The 26,809-nt window shown below is 50.3% G+C and carries 15 protein-coding genes and 1 pseudogene; 5 read left to right on the top strand and 11 right to left on the bottom strand.

Going from position 1 to position 26,809, the window contains the following annotated elements:
• Nucleotides 1–109: 109 nt before the first annotated feature.
• Genes mukB through EZMO1_RS13890 form a run of 3 tightly spaced genes read right to left on the bottom strand, consistent with a single transcriptional unit; the run spans nt 110 to nt 6,649 of the window.
• On the bottom strand, nt 110–4,534 hold the full coding sequence (mukB, locus tag EZMO1_RS13900) for a chromosome partition protein MukB (RefSeq protein WP_034872797.1): 4,425 nt from the start codon (nt 4,532–4,534) through the stop codon (nt 110–112).
• The gene (locus EZMO1_RS13895) at nt 4,531–5,304 is read right to left on the bottom strand and encodes a chromosome partition protein MukE (RefSeq protein WP_051789272.1); all 774 of its coding nucleotides are present in this window, start codon (nt 5,302–5,304) and stop codon (nt 4,531–4,533) included. Before EZMO1_RS13895 ends, mukB begins: the two co-directional genes overlap by 4 nt.
• A complete protein-coding gene (locus EZMO1_RS13890; protein ID WP_034872798.1) occupies nt 5,294–6,649 on the bottom strand; it encodes a hypothetical protein in 1,356 nt (451 codons plus the stop codon). The genes EZMO1_RS13895 and EZMO1_RS13890 overlap by 11 nt, the downstream gene beginning before the upstream one ends.
• 643 nt (nt 6,650–7,292) lie before the next feature.
• Between EZMO1_RS13890 and EZMO1_RS13885 the strand changes: the two genes are divergently transcribed.
• The gene (locus EZMO1_RS13885; protein ID WP_034873259.1) at nt 7,293–8,357 is read left to right on the top strand and encodes an IS701 family transposase; all 1,065 of its coding nucleotides are present in this window, start codon (nt 7,293–7,295) and stop codon (nt 8,355–8,357) included.
• Nucleotides 8,358–8,694: 337 nt separating this feature from the next.
• Nucleotides 8,695–10,296 carry a BCCT family transporter gene (locus EZMO1_RS13880; RefSeq protein ID WP_051789273.1) on the top strand — a complete coding sequence of 534 codons (1,602 nt, stop codon included), beginning with the start codon at nt 8,695–8,697 and terminating at the stop codon, nt 10,294–10,296.
• A 96-nt stretch (nt 10,297–10,392) separates the two neighbouring features.
• Here the strand turns inward: EZMO1_RS13880 and EZMO1_RS13875 are convergent, their stop codons facing one another.
• From EZMO1_RS13875 to ubiG, 8 genes and pseudogenes are all read right to left on the bottom strand, one after another.
• Nucleotides 10,393–12,060 (bottom strand): arylsulfatase B, encoded by a 1,668-nt coding sequence (locus EZMO1_RS13875; protein ID WP_082211572.1) that lies wholly within the window; start codon nt 12,058–12,060, stop codon nt 10,393–10,395.
• Nucleotides 12,061–12,138: 78 nt separating this feature from the next.
• Nucleotides 12,139–13,341, bottom strand: a pseudogene (locus EZMO1_RS27650) (NADH:flavin oxidoreductase).
• A 152-nt stretch (nt 13,342–13,493) separates the two neighbouring features.
• A complete protein-coding gene (locus EZMO1_RS13865) occupies nt 13,494–14,630 on the bottom strand; it encodes a hypothetical protein (protein ID WP_145912603.1) in 1,137 nt (378 codons plus the stop codon).
• 546 nt (nt 14,631–15,176) lie between these two features.
• The gene (locus EZMO1_RS13860) at nt 15,177–16,766 is read right to left on the bottom strand and encodes a hypothetical protein (RefSeq protein ID WP_145912602.1); all 1,590 of its coding nucleotides are present in this window, start codon (nt 16,764–16,766) and stop codon (nt 15,177–15,179) included.
• A gap of 25 nt (nt 16,767–16,791) precedes the next feature.
• Nucleotides 16,792–18,465 carry an HAD family acid phosphatase gene (locus EZMO1_RS13855; RefSeq protein ID WP_034872803.1) on the bottom strand — a complete coding sequence of 558 codons (1,674 nt, stop codon included), beginning with the start codon at nt 18,463–18,465 and terminating at the stop codon, nt 16,792–16,794.
• 118 nt (nt 18,466–18,583) lie between these two features.
• Nucleotides 18,584–19,327 (bottom strand): YciK family oxidoreductase, encoded by a 744-nt coding sequence (locus tag EZMO1_RS13850; RefSeq protein WP_034872805.1) that lies wholly within the window; start codon nt 19,325–19,327, stop codon nt 18,584–18,586.
• Nucleotides 19,328–19,348: 21 nt separating this feature from the next.
• On the bottom strand, nt 19,349–20,062 hold the full coding sequence (locus EZMO1_RS13845) for an HAD family hydrolase (RefSeq protein ID WP_051789274.1): 714 nt from the start codon (nt 20,060–20,062) through the stop codon (nt 19,349–19,351).
• Between the two features lie 61 nt (nt 20,063–20,123).
• Nucleotides 20,124–20,873: a bifunctional 2-polyprenyl-6-hydroxyphenol methylase/3-demethylubiquinol 3-O-methyltransferase UbiG gene (gene ubiG / locus EZMO1_RS13840; protein WP_201772132.1), complete on the bottom strand. Its 750-nt coding sequence runs from the start codon at nt 20,871–20,873 to the stop codon at nt 20,124–20,126.
• 653 nt (nt 20,874–21,526) lie between these two features.
• On the opposite strand from ubiG, the gene gyrA reads away from it, so the two are divergent.
• The 3 genes from gyrA (at nt 21,527) to pheA (ending at nt 26,800) form a co-directional block, all read left to right on the top strand.
• Nucleotides 21,527–24,178 carry a DNA gyrase subunit A gene (gene gyrA / locus EZMO1_RS13835; RefSeq protein ID WP_034873476.1) on the top strand — a complete coding sequence of 884 codons (2,652 nt, stop codon included), beginning with the start codon at nt 21,527–21,529 and terminating at the stop codon, nt 24,176–24,178.
• A 343-nt stretch (nt 24,179–24,521) separates the two neighbouring features.
• Nucleotides 24,522–25,625, top strand: coding sequence for a 3-phosphoserine/phosphohydroxythreonine transaminase (serC, locus tag EZMO1_RS13830; protein ID WP_034873477.1), 1,104 nt, complete (start codon nt 24,522–24,524; stop codon nt 25,623–25,625).
• Nucleotides 25,626–25,714: 89 nt separating this feature from the next.
• Complete coding sequence (pheA, locus tag EZMO1_RS13825) at nt 25,715–26,800, top strand: prephenate dehydratase (protein WP_086936415.1); 1,086 nt, start codon at nt 25,715–25,717, stop codon at nt 26,798–26,800.
• Nucleotides 26,801–26,809: the final 9 nt, after the last annotated feature.

Genomic DNA, 26,809 nt, shown 5'->3' with positions numbered 1-26,809 from the left:
ATCCGGGCTAAGAAATTAGCAGGGCTTTTTTCGTTGTGTCTGATTTGAATAAAACCCATGTGGCATGGCTTCCAGCTGACCGCTAAGCGATCAGCCGGAAATGTTTTTATCAGGCGACTTCTACCTTCGGCAGTTTGCCTCTGACCGCCGAGAAAATAACATGCTCATGAGGCTCCATTAAGCGAACCATACGATAGGTGACGCCATTTTTGGGTTGCACATTATCCGGTGCGCCAATCAGTAGTTGCAGAGACTGGTTTTCACACAGTTCTTCCAATGTTGCTAATGCCCGAGCATCAAGACGGGCAGCCTCATCCAGAAACAGCAGGCGGTTGGCGCAGTGTCCTTTCTGGTGATTGCGTTGTGTAGCGACTTCCCATGAGTGCAGCACCATGGTCAGTACAGCAAGACCGGTGCCAATGGCTTCACCGGTAGACAGGTTGGTTGGGTTGGCGGGTTCAAACTGTGAACTGCCCGCTCGTTTAATCAAGACTTTAAGGCGAATGTATTCCCGATAATCCAGCAGTCTTTCGCCCGTAATCGTACCGCCGGTTTCTTTTTTAAAGATTTCCGCAAGGGCGTCTTCGATACTCAGATCGGACTGTCTGAACAGGTCGCCGTAAAAGCGGTTTTGCAGAGCGTTCAGAACCTTTTCATGGGTTTCGATTACTTCAAGCTCGACTTTGATTGATCGGATCGTACCAAAATGCACGCTCGACAGTGCGGAGTTGAGTTGCATAATCTGCCGTCGTTGCATATTGATTTTCTGTTCAATATGACGACCCATGCTGTCACTTTCTGCCAGAAAACGACTTTCAGCATCACCCAGCCGGGTTTCCAGTTTGGTTAAATGATTTTCCAGCTGGTTCAGAGCTTCTAATGGATCATCAGCGGTTGCCAGACTCTTGTCCATTCGCTCGTTCAGCAATATTTGTGTCGCAGAAACCAAATTAAACAGCTGGGGCAGGTTGCCAGCTTCTGCGGACTGAATTTGTTGGTACAGTGCCGAATGGCTCTCCGATTTCAATGCATTCTGTAAGCTGGCCCGGGCGTTGGCAATGTGATTGACCAGAAAGTCAGTGTCATTTTCCTGAAGGTGCTGTTTATAAAGACGATTATAAAGGCCGGTTTCACGAGCACATTCAAGCAGGCTGTTCCAGTCTTCAGTAGCATGGTTGCTGGCAGGTTCCAGTGTTTTCAGCTTTGATTGGGTAGTCGCTACCTGTTCTTCACATTGCTTTTGTTGAAGCTTCTGGTTAGCCAGCTCTGTGGCAAGGTGCTGAGTTGAACGATCATGGTCGCTTTTTTGGGTAAGCAGCAGCTCAAGCGCATCCTGATGTTCATCGACCAGAGTAGAGGACCACTCCAGGTTAATTCCTTTTATCTGATTGTGCTTCAGCAGGATCTGACCTTCATTGCGTTTGATGATTTCTTCATCCGTGGCAATGTTTCTGTCAAGCGCCTGCAGTTGTCCATTCAGTTGATCCAGCTCCTGCTGCTGGAAACGCTTGCGGGAGTCTTTTTCTTCCCACTCTGTCCTGATCTTCAGTTGTATATCGCTGGTGCTGTTTTTACGGGACTCCGATTCCTTGTGGCGTAAATAGGGCAGCTTTTGTTCTGTGCTTTGCAGCTGATCTTTCTGTTTGCTCAGCAGGCTGATTCTGGACTGCATTTCACTGAGCTTCTGCCGTTGTTGCTCAAGATTGCTGACAGGAGCTTGCTCAAGATAGAGTCGCAGCTGTTCCAGCTGATTCAGCGAGTCATTAAACTGTGCCAGCCAGTCATCAGCCTGATGAATCTGTTCCAGCTGTTGTTCAATAGACGTCAGATGATCTTTCAGGGGCGCAGTACTGAGCAGGCTGGCATCAGGCTGGCGATATTCCAGAAACTGAATGACGGGTAGCAGGTTATTCAGGTGCTGTTGAAGCTGGTTGTTTTGATGATTGAGTGTGTGAAGCGTGTTCTCCACGGTTTCAAGCTGCTCTTCCAGTTTGCGAACCGGTGGTTCGCTTTGATCCAGCCAGCGGCTGACACCTGCCAGCTGATCCAGAAGGTCACTGGCCTGTTGCAACTGTTTGCGCTTGACCGCCAGAGCCTGTCGCTCATCCAGTAGTTGTTCTTCCTGATCAATCAGTCTCTGTCGTTGATTCTCTCTTGCCAGTCGGCCAATGGTCGGGAACTCGGGTTCTTTGCTGACTCGGGCTATTCGATCAGACAGGTTAACGAGAATGTTGCCGTCTTCCGGTTGATCGATGGGTGCAGTAATAAAGTCATCTTCACTGAAGCTGTCGCCAGCTGATCCCTGTATCAGCCAGACATGTTCTGGCCTTTCGGTTTCATTGCGAATAATACTAGCGGCAGCTTCAATATCCCTGACCATCAGAGCTTGACGCAGCGGCCCCATCTTGGCTTCCAGCCATGCGGCTTCCTCCATGGAAATATCATCGTCATCAAAGTAGCGACTGACAATTTCCCCACCGGTCAGTTCTGCCAGACGTTGCAGCTGAGAATCGTCTTCTGATTCCAGTTGCTCCAGTCCCCGCAGGTGCTGGCGGGTTGTGGCGAGACGAGTCTCTTGCTGTAAATCAAGCCGGTTCAGGTGTTGTTGTTCTGAGCTAATGTACTGACGGGCCTGACTGAGGTCTTTAGTTTGTGTTAAAGCCTGTTCAGGCAATAATCCCTGAAACGCTTCATACAACTGCTGAAAGTCTGACCACTGTCGGTGGTTCTCTGTCGCTTGTTTCAGCTCATTGCGAAGCTGTATTTCACGCACGCGGTTGTCCTGCAGCTGGAAGTCACAGGTTTCTTTTAACGCGATTTGTTCAGACTGCTGCTCATTGGCCTGTGCCAGGGTGGCCTGCCAGCTGTCTTCGTCCTTGAGTGAGCTTTGCCATAAATCTGGCAGCTTTTTCATCTCGTCCAGCAGGGATTGACGACGTTGTTCTTGTTGCTTCAGTGTCAGGTGCTGTTGACGAAGTTGTGCTTTCTGGCTGACAAGCTGGCGTTTTTCTCGCCCGGACTGCAACCACTGATCTGTCAGCGAGGAAATCGTATCGTCTGTGATTGTCTGGTCATTGTTGGCATCAAAAGTATGTAAGATGCTTCTGGCCTGATCAAACTGCTGACGAATACGTTCCATCTGTTTCAGCATGGGTTGCTGGTGGTGGTAATGATCCTGCAGATTGTCCTGCTCAGTGACAATGGATTGCAGGAAGTGAGTCAGGTTTTCGCTATCTAGCGTAGGTTCGTTGAGTAATTCGCGGGATTCATCCAGGCTGCGAACGGCTTCCTGATAGAGACCGGCTTTTCTCAGTTCTTCAGAATAAGCCGCTTTGGCATCCGATAATTGTTTGACCAGACTGTTCAGGTCTTCATCTAACTGATGAACGACATTGGACTGTTGCTGCTTTTGTTCATTCAGCAGGGCCTGGTGACCGTACTGTTCCTGCAGGTGCTCCCTGAGTTGGGTCGTTTCATCTCCCAGTTGCTCAAGTTCGGTGTGCAGGCGATCCAGTTCTCGGGACTGTTCGACACTGTTTCGCAGTACTTGCTCTTGCTGTTGCAGCTGTTCCCGGGTCTCATTCTGTTGTTCTGACTGCTGCTCCAGTGCTTCAATCTGTTGCTGACCGGCAGCCAGTTGAAATTCCAGATGGTCCTGCTCCTGACGAGCCTGACGAAGTTGTTGTTGCAACTGGTTGTGACGTTGCTCTGCCAGTGCCAGAGTGTTTTCTCCCAGAGCGTAGCTGGATTCGAGTAGGGTTTTAATGAACTCCCGCTTGCTTCGGCTTGAATCGATCTGTTGTCGTGTATTTCGGGTTTCCTGCAGTGCGTTCTGCATGGAGCTGACCGAAGTGCGGACATGATTGTCGGAGGGTAGAAGGTAATCCCGAAGGCCTTTTTGCAGCTCTGAGGAAAGGCCGCCATACAGGCTGGTTTCCAGCATTCGATAGTAACGTTGACGATCCTGACTGCTGTCCATGCGGCGTGGCAGAATACGCTGGTCAAACTGCCAGGCCATGTAAAGGCCGAGAGATTTAAAACTTTCGTGATGACCGCCCAGTAATGCAATGTGTTGCTTCAGGGCTTTGCCTTCAAGTGGTTCATAACGTCCTTCGCCAGTTGGTTTCATCAGCAGGTCTCGTACCGGAAGGTCGTGATCAATGCCGGTGATCGCAGACAGCTTGATTTCAACTCTGGGCTTGCCCAGTCGTTTCAGTTGCACGACAGCAATAACACGTTGACCGTCGTAACGTTCATAATCAACAACTGTATAACAAACGCCCTGATCAATCCGGCCCCAGACGCCATTGTCGCTGCGATCGGAGCCGCTGTCCGAATTGTTACGCAGACGTATAAGACGATTGTCGGGTACCCGGTTGATCAGCAGGGCTCCCATTACTGTGGTTTTGCCTGCACCGTTATGACCTATCAGGTTACTCATCAGGTAGTGCATGGACAGGGTTTTGAAGAAGATGCCCTTGAAGTTGACCAGCGTCAGGCTTTTAATCGTTGTACGTTTTGGGTTCTGGCTCATTTGCTGCCGCCTTCAGTGACTTCCTGCTGTGCTTCCGGTTCTGTCGTTTGCTGTTGCTGTTTGGTTGATGCTGTTGCAGGTTGGTCGTCGTCTGCGATTTCATCGTCAGCTTCCAGACAAACACTGCCGGTGGCCACCAGTTGTTCCAGTGCTTCACGGGTCAGAGCTGCTGAACGCACTGGCTCAATAAAACGCATCAGGGGAGACTGGGTCTGAATCTGGTCGGCACGAATACCTTCCAGACGAATCATGCCCAGTCGTGCCAGTTGTCGCAGGGAGCGTTTCAGGACCTCCATGCCTTTGTCGCGATCCAGCTGGGTGTCGAGTTTTTTCCGATCCAGCAGTTTTGCCAGTCGTTCTTCATCGATCAGAAGGCGCAAGCGTTCGTAAATGGCATCTGCGGTAATCCAGCCACTGCCTTCCAGTTGTTCAGGGTCCAGATGGTACAGTGCCAGCAGCTGCCCCAGTAACATGCCAAGTTCGTCTATTTTGCGGGAGCGAATCAGGTTTTTACTGCCCAGATTGGGGCGCAGATAGTAAAAGTCTTCCTGTGCTCTGACCAGATCGACACCGTAGCGACGGTAGTGCTGCATCAGCCAGTGTTCGCCATTTTGCAGCATGGCGTAAAAGTGGGTGTGACGGTTGTCGATATGTTCACCGCGGCGAAGGCGGCTGTCCAGTTCGGCAAACAGGTCGTCGTTTATAATGTCAGCGAGGTTGTTATAGGGCGAGTCTTTCTGACTCTCAGCCAATGTATGCTCAATGTTCAAGGGCAGATTCTCTGTATTCGTTTTCTGGGGTCTTGTGGCGGTCAAGAGTCAGGCTTTCTACTTCAAAGCCGGCCAGAATTTCATGCCAGACCGTGTCAGGTATCTTTTTGCTGTCCTGCTGGCTACCCAGTCGTGTCATCGCTTCAAACAGCCAGCCAGCCGACTGGTGCAGGCGGTAAACGGGGATTTCACCGGCTAGCTGTGACATGGCTTCTTCATAACTGGGCAGATAGCCCTTGTCGTCTACAAGGTTTCTCAGCCAGCAGACCACCTCTTCCTTCAGGGCATCCAGATCATCCATTTCCGTCATGGTGTCGTCTTCATAAATGATGCCGGTGTTGTCTTGTTGGCGACTGAACGTTTCGATTTCACGCAGTCGGATCAGTGGTTCATCGCCGGCACAGCGCAAGTGCCAGGGGTGTTGATCGTAGCGCTGAAGGGCATCCAGAGTGCGCTCCATCAGGGCTTTGCGTTCGTCCATATTGATAAACTGACGCAGGTATTGATGGGTTCGCTGGTGGAAGTTTTCCCAGTGTTCCAGCCGCTCACTGCTCCAGTGTTCAATACGATCCAGATGGTGCTCCAACCGGACAACGGACTGCACTGCTGATAGCCGCTGTGCTTTTTCGCAATGTTGTCCAATGCTTTCCAGCAGTTGTCGGAGTTCATGACAGGAAGCCAAGAGTAATTGTTGCAGATCCTGCAGGCGTTCCTGTGTGTCAACCAGAAGGGCTTCACACCGCGCAATGGCGTTTTGCCAATCGTGTTTTAACAGTGAAACCACTTCTTTTCGAGTGGTAATGGCTTCGGTATCAAGCTGGCGCTGGCGGTGGTCGATGGCCGTGACCAGTTGACGTACTGTGATGTCCAGTGGTGCTTCGATCTGAAGTTTCCAGAACTGGTCATTACCGTCCTGTCGGGCGGCCTCGTGAATCTCCTGCAAATGCCCGGCAACCGTTGTGAACAATGTTCGCAGCGCGGTTTGAGAGGCATCCAGTCCGGTGCAGATGGATTCAACGATCTGTTCTGACACGGGTGGTAACAAGTAGGCGTGTGGGCGTTTTCCTCCGCTTTCCAGGCAGATCAGCAGGTGCTGTTCCAGCAACCGGCGGAGTGTGTCGTTACAACGTCGTTGCCGGCTGTCTTCCAGAGCACCGAGATCCTGACGGTCAACGGTTTCAAACACCAGATGCAGCTCTTCTTCACTGAACTCGGGCTGGGATTCCTGATCTTTCCAGAACCGTAGTGCTGCCAGAAAGGCAAGGTCTGCCGGTTGTAACTGAATTTTCTGTCCGCTGGTCAGAATCTCGCTGACCAGCGCGGGAATGTCTCGGGTGGGGTTCAATCCTGACTCCGATAAGCAGGTAAGCCTGTTTGTCAGCAGGGGCTTACAAGTTGAATGAGGTTAATCGTTGATTATGAAAAACAGCAGGGAAGGCGTAAAGGTTTTTTGCAGTTGTCTGGTCGATTGGTTGTATTGTTATCGTGTAATTACCATAAAACCATTTCATCACCGAAGGGCAAGGAGTTTGGAGTGATTTGTGTATGACTTTATATGCAGGTATGGCGGAGTGGTTTGAGGGAAAGTTCGTGCAGACTGAACGATTTTGACAGGTTTATCTACGGTTTTTGACGATAGGGGATTGTTTTCTGAGTGATACTATGAAGCCGGGTTTTACAGCTGCTTCACTGTAAGCAGTGCCACGACCGGAAACGGTCAGGAGGTGGCTCGATATTGTGGTAGGTGTCGGGTCACCTTTGTTTTTTGGTCAAAATCCTTTAATATACTCGGCCTTCAGGGCTGCTGTTAGGGCAGTCGCAGACAGTGCCAGGGCAGTTTAAGATCTTCTTGGTATTCACAACCCTCGCCAGAATGGTGAAGTTTACAGGTGATAGCACTATGAAGATCCACTTATTTTGTCTGGCTGCCGGCGCATTGTTATTTTACTCATGTTACGCACCCAGAAAAATCTGCCATGCTTTAGAGCATGAACACAGAGCTGTTTGAGCTGTATAGCGATTACCTGCTGTCCTCATTCGGCAAAACGACAGCTACACAGCTGTCATCTTTGCTGGACGGCGCATACAGCCATGATCAGGTAACACGCCTTCTGTCCCGTAATCACTTCGACAGTAAGACTCTTTGGCACCATGTTAAAGCCGTTGTGCGTCAGGAAGAGCGCGATGATGGAGTACTTATTGCCGACGACACTATTCAGGAGAAACTCTACACTGATGAGAACGACCTGATTGCATGGCACTTTGATCACACCTTTGGTCGTTCGGTAAAAGGTATCAACCTTCTCAACTTTGTTTACCATGTCGGTGATATCTCTATTCCCGTGGCCTACAAGCTTATCGAAAAGCCTATTCAATACTCCGACGTAAAAACTAAAAAAGTTAAACGCAAGGCTGAAACCACCAAGAACGAAGACTTTCGGGAGATGCTGAAAGTTTGCTGTGATAATCAGCTCAAATTTCGTTACGTGCTGGCAGATAGCTGGTTCTGTTCTAACGACAACATGCTGTATATACGACACGAATGCGATAAGCATTTTGTCATGGCCAGCAAGTCAAACCGGAAGGTTTCGCTGAGTGAGGAAGATAAAAGTCGGGGGCGCTCACAGCGCATAGATTCCATTGATTTCTCAGAAGAAAAGCCTATCAAAGGCTGGATTGCAGGCGTGGACTTCCCCGTTCTGCTGTTCCGGCAGGTCTTTACAAACAAAGATGGCAGTAAGGGCATTCTCTATCTGATATGCAGTGATCTTGAGTGTGACGCAGAGGCTTTGAAGGCGATCTACAAAAAACGGTGGAAAGTTGAAGTCTTCCATAAAACACTCAAATCTAATGCGTCAATGGCCAAGTCACCGACTTATACAGTTTTGACGCAGAGTAATCATCTGTTTATGTCGATATATTCGGCATTTCGTCTCGAGGTGCTGGCTAATAAGCTTGATTTAAACCATTTTGAGTTGCGGGCAAAGCTTTATCTCACTGCATTGAAATCATCGTTCCAGAAACTTCAGTCGATGAAGGGGTGCGTAACATGAGTTATTTTAATTTCTAATTCAGGCTTTTATTGCCCATCCTTCCTGATCTTATGCACCCGAGACAGATTTCTGATCTCTGAACCCGAACCGTTAACAGGTTCTGGTGAGAGCTGTCTGTTGTCGGTTTTCGGCAAAGTTTCCCCCTGCGAACTTCAGCAGCCTGCTGATGTTGCTATCCCATCCGAATCATTGATCGCTGCCTTATTGCCGAGGCTACTCGTCTACTGCTAATTCACCACTATACTCCCTGAACGCGAGTATACGGTATCCGTGCGCAGTGTAAGACCTCATTTCTGGCAGACCGAATTTTAGAATACTTAAAAACCAACGAGTAAATATGAGCGATATTGCTTTAAATTCCAACGCTGTCTGTATAGACAAGCCCATGAAGCCCAAATGGCTGGAAGGTGTTGACCTGCCAGTGTTTATGATCAGTGGCGGGGCACTGCTGCTGTTTGCTGTTCTGGCGCTGTATGATCTTGGGCTGGTGACAGGCTGGGTCAATAACGCCTTTGCGGCGGCAACTCATTACTTTGGCGCATACTGGCAGGCGTTGTTGTTGTTGACGTTTATTATTGCGCTGGTGCTGGCAGTCGGGCGCACGGGGTCTGTGGTACTGGGTGGGCTGAAAACACCCGAGATACCCACCTTCAAATGGTTGTCTATTTTGATGTGTACGCTTCTGGCCGGTGGTGGTGTGTTCTGGGCAGCGGCAGAGCCCATGGCGCATTTTGTTGCTCCGCCGCCGTTGTTTGGTGGCGATGCCGGTACGACAGACGCAGCCTATCAGGCACTGGCACAAAGCTTTATGCATTGGGGGTTTCTGGCCTGGGCGATACTGGGTAGCCTGACCGGGATCGTTTATATGTATCTCCATTATGAGAAAGGTCTGCCTCTGAAACCTCGTACGCTGCTCTATCCTGTTTTCGGCAATAAAATTATGAACAGCCGGGCAGCGGCAGCCGTTGATGCTTTGTGCGTAATCGCGGTGGTGGCCGGAACCGTGGGTCCTATTGGCTTTCTGGGTTTGCAGGTCAGTTTTGGGCTTGAGGCGCTGTTTGGTATTCCTGATACGTTCGCGACACAGCTGATGATTCTGGCGGTACTGATTGCTATCTATACACTGTCTGCTATCAGTGGTGTAAACAAGGGCATTCAGATTTTAAGCCGGACAAACATTGTCCTTTCCGGTTTGCTGATTACCTACATACTGATTTTTGGTCCGACGGCGTTTATTTTTGAAGGCTTTTTTAACGGTTTTGCCCTGTATCTGGAAAACTTTGCCCAGATGGCTACCTTTCGTGGTGATACCGAGTGGCTGAGCTGGTGGACCGTATTCTTCTGGGGCTGGTTCCTGGGTTATGGCCCGTTGATGGCTATGTTTGTGGCACGTATTTCCCGTGGCCGTACCATTCGTCAAATGGTACTGATGATCTCTGTGGTGGCTCCGGTCATTACCTGCTTCTGGTTTACGATTATTGGCGGCAGTGGTCTGCAGTTTGAGATGGTAGATCCGGGCGTCATTTCAGAGCCTTTCACCGGTTTGAATATGCCCGCGGCGCTGATTGCCATTACCCAGCAGTTACCCATGGGAACAGTGATATCTGTACTCTTTTTGCTGTTAACCACATTGTTTGTGGCGACTACCGGCGACTCCATGACGTACTCCATTTCCATGGTAATGACCGGTCATGACAGTCCACAGTCGTCTGTACGAATCTTCTGGGGCATTATCATGGGCGTTGTGGCAGCACTGCTGATTTCAGTGGGCGATGGTGGTGTATCGGCTCTGCAGTCGTTCATTGTTGTGACAGCGGTACCGGTGTCGCTGGTACTGTTGCCATCATTGTGGACGGCACCATTGATTGCCCGGAAAATGGCGAAGACGCAGGGGCTTTATTCCGAAAAAGGTGTAGCTGCTGCGGCAGCAGTCAGCTAAAAGCAGACTATATGGTTCACTGTCAGCATTGCTGCATGCTTTGGGTGGCAGTGAGCCCTCTTCTCGTTTATTCCTTCTGCTGGAACCTGAGATAAATCAGGGGATGCACACACCTCCAACAAAAGGCACATGGGTCGGTTCGCAGTTATAAATGAGCCGCCCGCGTTCGTCATGCAGATAGTCCAGCACATGTTCCGACGTTCTGGTTGGGGCCATGCTGGTAGCAGGAATCTCCTGAAGCTCTGTTGATGGTCTGGGATAGGTTGCCCAATCGAGGGGTGGACGCCAGCCGGGAGGCGAGGAAATTCTTGCCCGAACGCCGTTAATGGGATGCAGTGCCCGGCGAGTCAGAATCTGCTGACTCATTTTGGCAACGCGTTTGGGTTCTTTGCTGGACAGATCATTATATTCACCCGGATCATCCGCCAGATTGTAAAGCTCTTGTGTGACCGAGGTGGACATTGGCTCCTGAGTCACCCATTGCACCAGTTTCCAGTCACCATCGATTGTGGTGTAACCAAAAGAGTTGTACAGCGGAATCTCCGATGTAAAGAAGACAGGCTCTTTTCGTTTAACGGTTTTGCCTTCAGTCAGGGCTGGCAGCATGTTGATACCGTCCAGCTTGTAGTCATTCAGTGGTTTTACACGACTGGCAGCTGTCAGGGTTGGAAAAACATCCATGACGGTCATGGTATCGTTCAGAATTGTGCCGGATTTGATTTTATCGGGCCAGCGCATGACGGAAACAACCCGAATTCCACCTTCGTAAACTTCACCTTTGCCACCCCGGTATGGGGCATTATCACCGCCTCCGCGACCATGAACCCGGGTAGCGCCATTGTCGGAGAAAAACATGACAATCGTGTTGTCGGCAATGTTCTCGTCATCCAGTGTTTTCAGAACTTTGCCAACGGCCTGATCCATGGCGTCTACCACAGCCGCATAGAGTGGTCGTCGGCTTTTGGTGCCAGTCATTTTTGATACTTTGGATATGTCGTCTGATGGACTTCGGGCTGGCCCGCGCTCATCCTTCAGGTCGGCGTATTTGTCAATGAGTGTCTGGGGTGCTTCCAGCGGTTCATGGGGCGCAAGGAAAGGCAGGTAGAGAAAGAATGGTTTGCTCTTGTCCCGTTCCTTAATCCATTCAGAGGTTTTGTTTGCCAGCAAAAATGTGGAATAGCCTTCTGCGCCTTCCGGAGCATCGATGCTTTTGCCATTTTCCTGAAAGTCTTTGCCACCGAGCAGGCTGAAGGGCGGGTAGTAACCCACTTCGGTGTGCAGGTGTCCGTAGAAATAATCGAAGCCACGGCGATTGGGCAGAAAGTTTTCCTGAGAGTGCCCAAGGTGCCATTTGCCCATCATGGCGGTCTGGTATCCCGCTGCCTGAAAGCTTTCCGGCATGAAATGCTCACTGGTGTGCACTCCGCCACTGTCCCAAGGCAGAACCACGGAATAGGCGACACCAAGTCGGATCGGGTCTCTTCCCGTCATCAATGCTGCCCGGGTGGGTGATGAAATGGGAGCGGTGTAAAAACGGTTCATGGTCACACCGTCTGCCGCCAGACTGTCGATGGCGGGTGTTTCTATGCCCGAGCCACGAAAGCCCGGATCAGCAAAGCCTATGTCGTCTGCCACCATGATAATGATGTTGGGTTGTTCAGGCTGTATCTCAGCGCTGGACGGTTGCAGTGTCTCTGCCTGAACTGAAAAGCAGCCTGACAGGAATACCAGAGGTGATAGCAAATGTGTAATGGATTTATGCATTGCTTACGGACACTGAAAATAAGAGTGGTGGTTGTATTAATGTCGCCCGTACTCATTCAGCAAATACGGGCGAAATGGTCAGTGATTTAGCGCGCAGGAAATACCTTCCGGTGCTTCTATGGTAGGCACGCACTTGTTGCAGTGTGTACAACCATTGACGTATTTCTTGCCCTGAGCCATAGCGTTGTTAACGAAGTTTGGATCTTTCAGCAGGGGGCGCCCAAGCTGAATAAAGTCGATACCTTCACTCATGACGGTTTCAATGCTTTCTGGCGTATGGCAACCGCCGATGTAAACAAGCTGGGCGTTTTTAACCCGGTCCCGAACCCGTTTGCAACCCTCAAGCAGGTAGAGTTCTTCATAAGGGTAGGATTTGAAGATTCTGGGGCCGACGACTTTGAATACTGACTTCATGATACGGTTTGGCATGATCTCTGCCATGCCGTCGGCAATGGAATCACCACGGAACATATACATCACGTTGTAACTGCTGGTGCCACCACTGGTGATTAAGGCATCAATGCCGCCATTGTCGAGATGGGCCGCTACTTCTACCGCTTCATCTTCCGTCAGCCCGCCTTTTATCGCATCGGTCAGACTCATTTTTCCCAGTATGGCAATATCGTCGCCTACTGCTTTCTTCACGGCTTCCAGTGCTCGTAGCGGGACGCGCATACGATTGGCAAGGCTGCCTCCGTATTTATCGGTGCGCTTGTTGGTTTTCGGGCTGATAAACTGGCTCATGCCGTAACCATGACCGAAATGCACTTAAATAGCGTCAAACCCGACTTCTTTCATAAACAGGGCGGCGTTGTAATAGGTGTCAACCAGGTAATCAATGTCCTTTTCCGTCATGCCGTCAGTCCATGGCATGCCGGCAGTCAGTCCGATGCCACTGAACATGGGTGAGGGGCCTTTGGGGCGCTTCAGTCGTTGCAGATCGGTGTTTTTGGAAAAGTGCCCGCAGTGTACCATCTGCCCTGACACTTTGGCGCCAGTTGATTTCAGGTCGGAAATAATATCGGTCAGCTGGGGGCGAATATGATCTCCCATATACATCATTTTATTATTGATGCGGCCATCGGCTTCTGTCGCACAATACGCCAGGGTGGTCATACCAATGCCACCTTTACAAAGTTGCTTGTGGAAATGGCGCAGGGCATCACCGGGAATACCGCCCGGAGTTTTTCCTTCAAACGTAGCGGCTTTGATAATGCGGTTACGCAGTTCAAGATTACCCAGTTTGGCCGGGCTAAAGGCTTTGTTCAGAAGATTATTCATGACTGTTGTTATCTGCCTGCAAAAGATACGGACTGTTTTGCAGGGCTGCTCCTGATTATTGTTATTCTGTGGGTCGCTGGCAGATAAGCTAATCAATTCACCAAAAGCGGACAATGTTTAAATGGACTATATGACAGTCTGGAAGCAGTGGGTTAGCCCCTGGGAAGTCGTTTCGCCAGAGTCTCTACAGATGCGGCGTAGTTGTCGAGCATTTTTTCCTGATGCTGGCCGTACATCATATGTCGAACAAAGACGCTATCGATTTTCTTGACAAAATCAGGGTTGCTCATCTTGGTTGCAGCTTGTTGGCACAATTGAGATCGTAAGCGCGCGGCGGTTTGTTTGTCGATAGTATTGCTTCTTACCGATTCGCGAATATCGGCCAGAGCCTGTTTGAAATCGTTTGGTGTTTGAGCCATTCGCATCACGGTTCTCAATGGTACAGCGGTTGCGGACATGCCTTTTACGCCCCTCAAAAAGTTCTGCATATTAGGGGTTATCGCTTTGACAACTCTTTTGGCGCGTGAGTCATTGGATGTCCGTTGCTGATTTGTTTGTGCTGGAGCAGCAGCTTTTTGCTGCTCTGCAGGCGGCTTTGTTGGCGCCTGATGTTTTCTGGTTTGATCCGGTTGGTGCTGACGAGCTTTTCTCTGTGCTGCTTCCTGCTGTTCTTCTGCTTTTCTCCGGGCAGCTTCTTGTTTCTCCTGTTTCTTTTGTTTTAATTCCTGCTGCTTTTCATTGTTCTCCCTGTGTTTTGCTTCAGAGAGGTTCTTTTTGGCAGCTTTTAGCTGTCGCTGCAGTGCTGGCAGCTTGCTGTTTTTAATGCTGGCTTTTATATCTTGAACTTCACTTCGAAAGTGATTACCCATATCAACTTTGTTTTCATGGGCTTTACCTTCAGCCTTCATCAGCTTGTCTGCATTGCTTAATGCTGATTTAGCAATGGATACCTGCTTTTCATAGAATTTAACGACAACCTGATGTTCTTTTGATGAGTTTGCGTTTTTGTTGATGCTGACATCAAGCTGGGCAAAATCGTTTTTTAAACTCCGCTGCTTTTTGCCGAGCTCTGATGTCTGCTTCTTGTGGTAGTTAAAAAATTCCAGTTTGGCCTTGGCGTCTCTCAATTTGAATTCTGCTGTACCGAGGGTTTTTCGGGCGGTTAATGCTTTCCCCTTGGCGCGCATGATGCTGTCCTGAGGTACAGGAGGTTCGGCGGATTCCATCTCTTTAATCAGGCTGTGGAGTTCGTTGACAGTTGCTTTTGCCTGCTTAACCTGACTCTCCATGGTTTTGACCTGGCTCTTATGCCCGGAAGCTGAGCTTCTGTCCGTGACTTCAGTGCTCCCGTCATGCAGTTTCTCCAGCCTGCCGCTTAAATTGTCTAATTTTGAGGAAAGCTGGCGTTGCTGAGGTGATGGATTTGCAGGTTGGGGTGTTGCTGGCTGATCAGGCTGTTGTACTGCTGATTGCGGACGAGGTAAAACCGTTTTGACCTGATCTGCGGGCACCTTGGTTGTGTGCCGATCTTGAATGTTTGTTGGAGGTCCGGGCGGACGAGGCGGTGCCGGGCGTTTGATTTTTCCTCCTGTTGAGCGCCGTACCTGCCGGTTTATTGGTGGTACATAGACACTTTTCTCGGAGACAGGCGATACATCCGGTTTCAAGCCGAGATTGGCTGGAGAAATTCTTCCTGAATCAATTGAGCCTGAGCCTGACATGCGTTTTATAACTCCCTGATATTAAAGTAATATTTTTAAACTCTTATAAAATGATAGCAGCAGAGCGTTCCACTGCCTCCGAACGGGGTAGGGAAGTGATGATTTTCACATGGTTTATCTGTGTGTTTTCTGTGGTGGTAGCTTGCTTTTATCCAGACACAGGATAGCGATTCCGGATTGATTTTTTGTTCGTATCGTAGTGGCAAACAGGGCGCAGTCATAGGCCGGATTGCTGGTCGTGAACGGGTCAAAGAACGGATAAGTCGTGTCAGAAATGAACTGTGAGTTTGCGGGAGGCACCTGTAACAGAAGGGTTTTGTTGTTTTTATCAATCGTGTTGGAAGAGAAGTCATCGGCAGTGAAATGCTGGTACAGCCGGGTACTGTAGAGGTACAGCTGATGCCTGTTGCCGGGCTTGAATGAACCGGATGGTGCGATATGACCAATAAAGTAAAGTGGCTTAAAGTCATCATTAAATGCCTGCAGAGTGTTCTTTGTCCACGGGTTATCGAATACAGATACCGGGATGCAGTTCATTTTTCCCCAGTGGTGGTGGCATTTCAGAATGACTGAGTAAGCCATCCCGTTTTGTTCGGGAAAGGGTATAGGCGCTGCCTTTTGTGCTTCTTCCCCGGGGAATTCAATACGAGTGCGGACGTGAACCAGCATGTGTCCGGGGAAGTCGTTGGGGAAAAGAATGTCTGGCTGCAGGGTTATATAATTGCCGGAGCCCAGAATGTGGTCAGGAGCGTTGATTCTTTCGGCCCAGGTAAGGGGGAAAATCTCAAAGTTACTGAATGCTTTGGTAATACGGTTTTTCAATGTACTCAGGTCAGTCTCGTCGAGAGGTTGCTCTTTGTCATTTTTAATGGCCTGGTCAATTTCTGATACCCAGTTGAGTTTTTCCATATAGGTGGCTTTACTGACTTCATAGCTGGTCTTTGGTTCTATGACCTGGTGCCACTGTCGGCCTCCCAGAATTAAGTGGTTATTACGAATAGTCCAGAACACTTCTGGAGCAATATTGTCACTGTCGCTTTTTGACAGCAAGGGATCGTCAAGCTCAATCCAGTCACTCAGTGCGCCTGTGCTGTGATCTTTTTTCATACTAAGTCCGACACCGCAGAACAGAAGTTTACGTTTCTCTGCAGCATCGGGTGTCGAGCCCTGGATTGCGCTGATGGTATCGGGCGCGCAGGATTTTCTGCCAATCACAAAGCGGTAGTCTTTGTAGCGGATTAACACCGGGTCGATCAGTTTGCTGCTATGCACCTTGGACGCATTAATGGACGTTTCAAAAGGCTTGGCTGACTGGGTAATATCGGCATTCATTGAGGCTGTCACTTCAAATGCATACCCCTTGCCATCAAATCGGGCTTCGTTTCTTCCCTGAAGGTAATAGACGACAGAGCATCTCAGATTTCCCGTCTGATCGCTTGTCATGGCTTGAGCAGAAGGCGCTTCACAGTGAATCTGTGCTGCGTGCATGTCTTTAACATTGGTATCTGTTGCTGTTGAGCCTGCCTCCGGCACCGGGTAATAAAGAAACCAGTGTTTTTTGATGATGCCTTCATTGATCGTCAGTCCACCGCCCGGAAACCCATAACCAGAAGAAAGCTTTACTTCTGACTGAGCTCGTCCGTAAGGAGGAACAAGTTGAGCTATCAGGAATAGTATCCAGGTGAAGCTTCTGAAGAATTTCATGGTATCCGGTCCTGCCAAATCGATATCACTCTGATTTATGGTCTGACGCAAACTTGTCAGGCCAGTCCCGAGTGAGTGAACGTCGGATTTCTGCTTGCTCTGACCAGTTCATCCGTTTGAAATCCTTGCCCTGCTTGTTGGCTTCCCTGCTGTAGAACTGTCGCTGCCAGATGGTGTTCAGAGGGTTGGGTATAACAATATAGTCGTTGCCAAACTGTTGTGCAGCAGCCGCAACCGATTCTTTCTGGTCTGGGCTTAATTGTTGTTCAGTCAGGCTGAAGTCGGACATGAAGTCGCCAATTATCATCACTATGTCGTGTTTTTTGTGATCGACTGCACCGTTCCGGATGGCGGTACGTTTGTGCTCTTTGCGACAGTCTTCCTTCCCGTGGCTCGAACAGAATTCCTCCTTCAAAAGGACATGCTGCTGGTCGGCGAAGGGAAAGTGGAATTCAGAAAGTTTGTCGATGGTGGCTTTTTCAATGTTGTTGTTTTCAGGGGCAGGCGTGGTTGAGAGCGGGCGAGACGAAACGTAGAAGATTTCATACCCCTTCTGGCTGGCAGCATTGAGAAAATCGACAGCTCCCGGAATGGGTTTGGAATATTGATGTTCTGTCAGGTACCCGTTTTGTTCAAAGGGAGTCCGGATGTCAGCGGGAGTATTGGTCAGATTGGCTTTGGCAGGGGTGAAGTCAAGCACGGTTCCGTCAATGTCGGCAATGATAACCGGGTTGTTATAGAGGTCGGATGACGTTTTGCTGATTAACTGCCCGGCCCGGTTATAAGCCTGATAGCACAGGGCGGTGAAATCGGCTGATGTGTGCGTCCAGACACTGGCGAGGGTCAGGTGCCGGGCGTAATCCTGATCAGTGATCACATGAAAACGGCTGTTGCCCAGAGCAGCAAGGCGGCTGTCGTGCTTTTCCTGAGGTGTCATCTTGCTGTAATCAGGGGCAAGTGATTCCTCCCAGGCGCCATACGCGACATTGGGTAAGAGGTACCAGTCGCGACCAAAATGCGCTTTATTGTCAATGACCCACTGACGCCTCAGTCGGTAGTCGTGATCGGGCGATTCGCCAAGATCGGACAGCTGGTCACCAAACACCATGAGTATCTGATAACCCTGATCCCGGATGGCTTGTCGTTTACCTTCTTTACTAAGGACTTTGTAGTCCGTTTCCTGCAGTAATACATGGTTCTGATCGATCACCGGGTAGCCAAACTCTTTTAATCGTTTGATCGTGACTTCCTTGACCTCGTTGTAACGACCGCTGATGTAGAACACTTCAATGCCCTGGTTGTGCGCGTCGTTAAAAAAACGCACGGTGCCGGGCAGGGCGTAGGTCGGTTGATTCTGCCACCACCGGATCGAGCGTTCAGTGGTTCGCTGCTGGTCGGTTCCCCGGAGGCTGGTGAAATAGGTGACACCCTCAAGAAGGGTATCGTCGATGTCAGTGACGATGGCGAGCTTTTTGCCCTGAGGGGCTTTTTGAATAAGCTCAGGCAGGTTTTGCCGGGCAGTGTTGAACGCCTGATAAAACAGGGCGTCGTATTCCGGCGCATAGTGTTGCCAGTGACCGGCAATGACGATTTCCTCGTTCAGGTCCTTTTGTGAATAGTCGTCGGGTTGGTCTGACCAACACAGGGCGGACAGGGCAGCGCAAAACAGAAATGTTGACGCTGTTTTGATAGTCAGCATATGTCCCTCGGTAGCTTATTCGTTTGTTTGGTGTGTTAGACGAATAAAACTAGTCGAGGGCTCAGGAATGGGTTAATTGTGACAAATATTTTTTGACAGTGGTAAGTACGACAGGCTCCTAGCGCTGAGCGTGGAAAGCCTTGCCACTCTCATTGATGCTGTCAGTGCTCATCAGGTAGAGATAAAGTGGCATAATCTCTTCCGGAGCCGGTCTGGCGTCTGCTGCTTCTCCGGGGAAGGCGGTGGCGCGCATGGCGGTTCGGGTTCCGCCCGGATTCAGACTGTTGACGCGCACCTGACTGATGCCATCCTCTTCATCCGCCAGTGTCTGCATTAATCCTTCTGTAGCAAATTTGGAAACACTGTAAGCGCCCCAGTTGGCGCGTCCTTCGTGTCCGACGGTAGAGGAAGTGAAAATCACCGAAGCGTGGTCGGCATTGCGAAGCAGTGGTAGTAACTCTCTGGTCAGTAGAAACGGCGCATTGAGATTCACCTGCATGACCCGCTGCCAGGTCTCCGCATCGTACTGGGCAATGGGTTTGAGTTCACCCAGCAGTCCGGCGTTATTCAGAAGGCCATCAAGATGACCGAACTCCTGTTCCAGAGTGGCTGCAAGGTTGGCATAGTCCTGCTCACTGGCACCCTCAAGATTCATGGGATAAATAGCGGCCTGTGGCCAGCCGTTACTTTCTATCTCGTCGTAGACAGCCTCAAGCTTGCTGGTGGTTCGTCCCAGTAAAACGACAGTTGCACCGTAACTTGCATAAGTCAGGGCAGCGGTCCGGCCAATGCCACTTCCGGCTCCTGTCACCAGAATAATTTTGTCTTTTAATAGTGCGGGTGGAGCGTCGTACTTAAACATCGTGGATAACTCCTTTTTTGTTTAGCGGTTAGCCGGAATCTGCCAATGGTGTGTATTCAGCCAGGGCAATAGCTCGTCGGCATTTTGTATATCCAGATCGGCCTGCCAGCTGAACGGCTGTTCCCGGGGCGTGATGTAGCCATAGTGGGCGGTGACAGTAAACATTCCGGCACGTTTGCCGGCAATGATATCCCGTTCGTGATCACCGACATAAACAGTGGCTTCGGGTGAACACTTTGCCTGCTTGCTGGCCAATAGCAACGACTCAGGTGAGGGTTTGGCCTGGCTGACATTTTCCGGGCAGATCAGGGTATGGCAGCGTTGCATCAGCTGGCTCTGTTCAACCAGAATGTGGGCGTAAGGTTCGGGTTTGTTGGTGACAATGCCCCAGGGAATGCCTTTGTTATCAAGTTCGTCCAGAAGTGTGTGCATGCCCGGATAGAGCTTCGCAGGGTTGCTGCGGTCAGATTGTTTGATCAGACGGTCGTAGTAGTCCAGTAGCCTGTTGCGGTGATGTTCAACGTCATCGGTGCCCGGTTCCAGTTGATAAGCCAGTTCAACCAGACGACGGGAACCAGCGGATACATTATTGCGAATGATGCTGGCATCCATTAAAGGTAGCTTGTCGTCACTCAGCATCTGGTGTACCACTGTCACAAAGTCACTGGCGGTATCCATCAGCGTTCCGTCAAGGTCAAATAATATGCCCTCAATGGCATATTTCGTGTGCGGCATAATGTCTCCGTGTAGAGTAACTTTGAGGATTGCAGCAGAAAAAAGATTCTATCTGAAAGAGTCAGTCGGGTTTGCTGCCGTGCATCAGGTAATTAACATCCGTATCACCGTCCTTTAACCGATAAATTCTGGTCAGCGGGTTGTACACCATGCCAGTGATATGGTGTAGCTGCAATTGCGCTTTACGCATCCAGGCGTGCAGTTCAGAGGGTTTTATAAATTTGCCGTGTTCGTGGGTGCCTTTGGGCAGCAAATTCAGTACATACTCAGCCCCGACAATGGCAAATAGCCAGGCCTTGGGTGTGCGGTTAATAGTGGCAAAGAAAATCTGTCCACCGGGCTTAAGCAGTTTGCTGCAGGCACGAATCACAGAACCGGGATCCGGCACATGTTCCAGCATTTCCAGACAGGTCACCACGTCAAAGCTACCGGGCATTTCTTCGGCCAGTTCTTCAACCGTTATTTTCCGGTAAGTCACGGGAACTTCGCTTTCAAGGCTGTGCAGGCGTGCAACCGACAGAGGCGCTTCGCCCATATCAATACCGGTGACATCGGCGCCGCGCAGCGCCATGGATTCGCTGAGAATTCCACCACCGCAACCGACATCCAGTACTTTTTTGCCGGCCAGACCGACCCGTTCATCAATGTAATTCAGACGAAGCGGATTGATTTCGTGCAGTGGTTTGAATTCGCCTTCCATATCCCACCAACGACTGGCTAGCTCTTCAAACTTGGCGATCTCGGCTGGATCAACATTATTCACAGAATGGTTCTCTGGCTTGGGTGAACGGGGATCTGAAGGGTGCGTCATAGTACAACGGGTTCCGGTCTTGTCGCTATTCTGTCGAGGCGTTCTCTGTCGGGAAGCTCTGCAGAACATCATTGTTTGTATTTTGGGGATTATACCTATGCTGATGCGATAGTTCAGTAGATAGTTCAGTAGATAGTTCAGTAGATAGTTCAGTAGATAGTTCAGTCAGTGGTTCAGAATGATTCAGGCACAAGCTTCAGGTATTCCACGATTTCACAGACTCAAACCAGAAGTTGAACGATAGTTTACCTCTGTTAGTTGCCCTGAAGTGTGTTTGACTCGCAGTTTCAGGCAGGTCTGTGGTATTATTTCGTCTTTATTGACACCAAATTTTGTTGCCGGTCATCCAGGTCGGGTTTTGCTTCTGAAACCACGATGACCGAATGAATCGGAACCAGAGTACCGAAAGAATCGCAAGCTGCACCGTTTTATCGTGATACCCCGTTTGTTGGCAGTTCGTTTGTTAACGTAGCTGGGGAAACAACATGTTAAATCATTGGTCTGGCAGTTTTCATCGATCGATCTCCGGGTTTCAAGTCTGCCGCACGTAGGGCTGCTTTCAGTCGATAGCTCCGGGCTATTTGCTGAAAGGGGTTCGGAATGGATGCCAGCAGGTGTCTGGCAGACGCAAGCAAAAGGACGACTGGGTTTCCATGACAGATATCGCTAAAGAGATTCTTCCGGTAAACATCGAAGACGAACTCAAGCAGTCCTACCTGGACTACGCCATGAGTGTTATCGTCGGGCGAGCCTTGCCTGATGTGCGAGACGGGCTGAAGCCTGTGCACAGGCGTGTACTGTTCGCGATGAACGAACTGGGCAATGACTGGAATAAGCCCTATAAAAAATCCGCCCGTGTGGTGGGTGACGTAATCGGTAAATATCACCCCCACGGCGACAGCGCGGTATACGACACTATCGTACGTATGGCCCAGCCTTTCTCCATGCGCTACATGCTGGTGGACGGCCAGGGTAACTTTGGTTCCGTTGACGGCGATTCCGCAGCGGCCATGCGTTATACGGAAATTCGTATGCAAAAGATCAGCCATGACATTATGGCGGATCTTGATAAGGAAACCGTTGACTACGTACCCAACTACGACGGCAGTGAGCAAATTCCTGCCGTTATGCCTACCCGTATTCCAAACCTGCTGGTGAACGGTTCGGCCGGTATTGCTGTGGGTATGGCGACCAATATTCCTCCTCACAATCTGACCGAAGTCATTAATGGCTGTCTGGCATTGATTGATGATGAAAGCCTGTCTGTTGATGACCTGATGGAATACATTCCGGGTCCGGACTTCCCGACGGCAGCCATCATCAATGGCCGTGCGGGTATTCTGCAGGCTTACCGTTCAGGTCGTGGTCGTATCTATATTCGTGCCCGTGCTGACATTGAACACGATGAAAAGCGTAATAAAAGTACGATTATTGTTACTGAGCTGCCTTATCAGCTGAACAAAGCGCGTCTGATCGAAAAAATAGCCGAGCTGGTCAAAGACAAGAAAATCGAAGGCATCAGCGAACTGCGGGATGAATCAGACAAAGACGGCATGCGTGTTGTTATTGAGCTGCGTCGCGGTGAAAATGCTGACGTGGTACTGAACAACCTGTACGCCCAGACCCAATTGGAATCAGTGTTTGGCATTAATATTGTCGCACTGGTGGATGGTCAGCCGAAGATCCTGAACCTCAAGCAGATGCTGGAAGCTTTTATCCGCCATCGTCGCGAGGTAGTGACCCGTAGAACCGTTTACGAACTGCGTAAAGCCCGTGAACGTGGTCACCTGGTGGAAGGTCTGGCAGTCGCGCTGTCCAACATTGATCCGATGATCGAGCTGATCAAAGCTTCTCCGACCTCCAGCGAAGCTCAGGAAAAACTGATGGCGCAAGGTTGGGAGCCGGGTTATGTGAACGAGATGGCTTCCCGTGCAGGGGCTGATGCCTGTCGCCCTGAGGACCTGCCAGAGCAGTTCGGAATGCGTGAAGACGGTAAGTATTACCTGTCTCCGGCACAGGCGAAAGCGATTCTGGAAATGCGCCTGAACCGCCTGACCGGTCTGGAAATCGATAAGCTGCTGGAAGAGTATCGTGATCTGATTGAGCGTATCGCCGAATTGCTGCACATTCTGGCCAGTCCGGCTCGTCTGCTGGAAGTGATTCGTGAAGAGCTGGAAAAAGTGAAGGAAGAATACGGCGACGAGCGTCGTACTGAAATCACCAGCTCCCGACGCGATCTGACCGTTGAAGACCTGATCGATGAAGAAGACATGGTGGTGACCCTGTCTCATGGCGGTTACGCGAAAACGACGACACTGGATACCTATCAGGCGCAGCGTCGTGGTGGTCGTGGTAAGTCAGCGGCTTCTGTGAAAGAAGAAGATTATGTTGAACACATGCTGGTGGCGAACACGCATACCCAGATTCTGTGTTTCTCCAGTAAAGGTAAGGTGTACTGGCTCAAGGTCTACCAGATTCCGGAAGCCGGTCGTACCTCCCGTGGTCGTCCGATTGTGAATATTCTGCCGCTGGAAGAAGGTGAGCGCATCACTGCCATGCTGCCTGTGGAAGAGTATACAGAAGGGCATTACGTCTTTATGGCGACTGCCCAGGGTACCGTGAAGAAAACGCCGCTGGAGCAGTTCTCCCGTCCACGTACCAGTGGTTTGATTGCGCTGGGTCTGGAAGAAGGCGATACGTTGGTTGGAGCCCAGATTACGGATGGTGAAAAACAGGTCATGCTGTTGTCCAATGCGGGCAAGGCTATTCGTTTTGAAGAAACCGATGTGCGTCAGGTGGGACGTACCGCCCGTGGTGTTCGCGGTATCAAACTGCACGATGATCAGCGCGTCATTTCCCTGATTATTCCAGAAGACGGTGCGCAGATTCTGACCGCCAGTGAAAATGGTTTTGGTAAGCGCACCTGTGTGGAAGATTTCCGAATCACCGGTCGTGGTGGTCAGGGCGTTATCTCCATGCAGTGTACTGATCGTAATGGTCATATCGTTGGTGCGATTCAGGTGCAGGATGGCGAAGAGGTGATGCTGATTTCCGATCAGGGCACCCTGGTGCGCACCCGTGTTGACGAAATTTCTGTTATGAGTCGTAATACCCAGGGCGTCACCCTGATCAAGGTTCAGGAAGGCGAGAAGCTGGTAGGCGTTGCCCGGGTGGAAGAGCCTGAAGAAGGTGGCTTGCTGGATGATGAAGTGTTGGATGGTGAAGTGCCAGATGGTGAAGACGTAAATGCAGAAGAAGTCTCTGTAGATACTGAAGAAACCGGCACTACCGGGCAAGATGACTGAAAGGTCTGACTGAATAAAACGCCAGCGTTCAATGCTGGCGTTTTTGTCTGTCACCATTGGTTTGTCTGTCGTAATTTCTATATACCCGTTGGATTTGGAGATGTGGGTAGGCGGCAAAGGAGTGAAGCCCCGTGAGCCTACGAATAGTAGGTGATCGGGGTGAGTGACGACTGCATGGATGCAGGAGCTAGAGCAACGCAGGAGCAGTTGCCGTGAGCAGCCAACACCCCCCACATCTTCAAAGGCGATGGGTATATCCGTTACAACTGGGGAGGTAATGGATGCGGCGGCTTGGAGTCAGTCTGGAGAGTAAATTGTGAATAATATTATTGGTCCTGTAACGATGGATAATCCGGAAACAATAGATAAACAGGTATTTAACTTTTCTGCCGGCCCTGCGCCTATTCCAAGAGAAGTGCTGGAGCAGGCCAGAGAAGAGCTGCTCGATTTTAATGGAATGGGAACTTCGGTGATGGAAATCAGTCACCGGGGGAAAGAGTTTATTAAGGTCGCGGAAGAGTCCGAGCAGGATTTACGTGATCTGATGAACATTCCTGCCAATTACAAGGTGTTGTTTCTGCAGGGTGGTGCCCGTGGGCAGTTTGCCGCGGTTCCCCTGAACCTCAAGGGCAGTAAAAAAAGTGCGGATTACGTCAACAGTGGTCACTGGGCGCAGTCTGCCATCAAGGAAGCCCAGCGTTACCTGAATGTGAATATTATTGCTGATGGCAAGCTGTCCGGATTCCGGCAGATGCCTTCACAGGAGCAGTGGCGGTTCAGTAGTGATGCGGCCTATGTGCATTACACGCCGAATGAAACGATCGGTGGCCTGGAATTTCCCTATATTCCTGAAACCGGTGATGTGCCACTGGTAGCCGATATGTCTTCCAACATCTTGTCCAGACCCATTGATGTCAGCAAGTTTGGTGTGATTTATGCCGGTGCCCAAAAGAACATCGGTCCAGCTGGTTTGACGGTGGTGATTGTGCGCGATGACCTGCTGGAAAAGCATACCTCTGCCTGCCCGGCAGTCTGGGATTATGCCACGCAGGCCAGTAAGGATTCCATGTACAACACGCCGTCGACCTTCGCCTGGTATCTGGCAGGGCTGGTGTTTAAGTGGCTGAAACGTCGGGGCGGACTGGCGGAAATGGATAAAATTAACGAGCGAAAGGCTCGCAAGCTGTATGGGCAGATAGAAAGTACGCGCTTTTATAGCAATAATATTGATCCCTGCTGGTGTTCCCGTATGAATGTGCCTTTTACTCTCGCAGATCCGGAGTTGGACGCTGTATTTCTGGTAGAGGCCGCAAAGGAAGGTTTTCTTTATCTCAAGGGGCATAAGGCAGTGGGCGGCATGAGAGCCAGTCTCTATAATGCAGTACCGGAGAGCCATGTGGATGCGCTGGTGAGCTTTATGCAGGAATTTGAACGCCGTTATGGCTGACAGGTTTTGGTCAACTATCCGGCTTTCAGATGGCAGACATCAGGCTGTCTGAAAGTGTTTGATTGCAGTAAAAAGAGCTGAGAATAACTATGACAGATGACAAGCTGGCAGAGCTGCGCGAGAGCATCGATAAGCTCGATGGTGAAATCCTGAAGCTGATCAGTGACAGGGCAAAGTGTGCCCAGGCTGTGGCGCAGGTTAAGCAGCAGCAAAACAGGGATGCTGTCTATTACCGTCCGGAACGTGAGGCACAGGTTTTGCGTCGTGTAATGGATCGCAACGACGGGCCACTTGATGACGAAGAAATGGCGCGTCTGTTTCGGGAAATTATGTCGGCCTGTCTGGCTTTGGAAGAACCGGTAAAGGTGGCGTTTCTGGGGCCAGAAGGTACGTTTACTCAGCAGGCAGCGATTAAGCATTTTGGGCATTCGGCTGTCTGTGTACCTATGTCAGCCATCGATGAGGTGTTTCGTGAAGTGACCGCCGGTGCGGTCAATTATGGCGTTGTACCGGTGGAAAACTCCACGGAAGGTGTCGTCAGTCATACCCTCGACAGCTTTATGGATTCCAATCTTAAAATCTGTGGTGAAGTGGTGTTGCGAATACACCAGCACATGCTGGTGTCGGAAAACACCCGTCGGGATCATATCACCCGTATTTATTCTCATGCCCAGTCACTGGCGCAGTGTCGTAAATGGCTGGATGCTCACTGGCCAATGGCGGAACGCGTTGCAGTCAACTCCAATGCTGAAGCTGCCCGCCGAATCAAGGGTGAGTGGAATGCCGCAGCTATTGCCGGAGATATGGCCGCAGAAATGTACGGTCTGGAAAAAATAGCCGAGAAAATTGAAGATCAGCCAGATAACTCAACCCGCTTTCTGATTATTGGTAATCAGGATGTGCAGATCAGTGGTGCGGATAAAACATCCATCGTCGTTAGCATGAGAAACCAGCCCGGTGCTCTGCATGCTATTCTGGAGGTCTTTCAGGTGCACAATATTGACCTGACCCGAATTGAGACCAGACCGTCGCGCAGTGGTACCTGGAATTATGTCTTCTTTATCGATTTTTCAGGGCATATCGATGACCCTGTGGTCAATATTGTTCTGGAGCGGTTGGGAGAGCGCGCTAACGATCTGAAGGTGCTGGGTTCTTACCCTAAAGGTGTACTTTAAAAATAAGTG

This window comes from Endozoicomonas montiporae CL-33 (assembly GCF_001583435.1).
In the GTDB taxonomy this organism is placed as follows: domain Bacteria; phylum Pseudomonadota; class Gammaproteobacteria; order Pseudomonadales; family Endozoicomonadaceae; genus Endozoicomonas_A; species Endozoicomonas_A montiporae.
The sequence above is the reverse complement of the archived record's forward strand: the minus strand, read 5'-3'. Positions and strand labels throughout refer to the sequence as shown.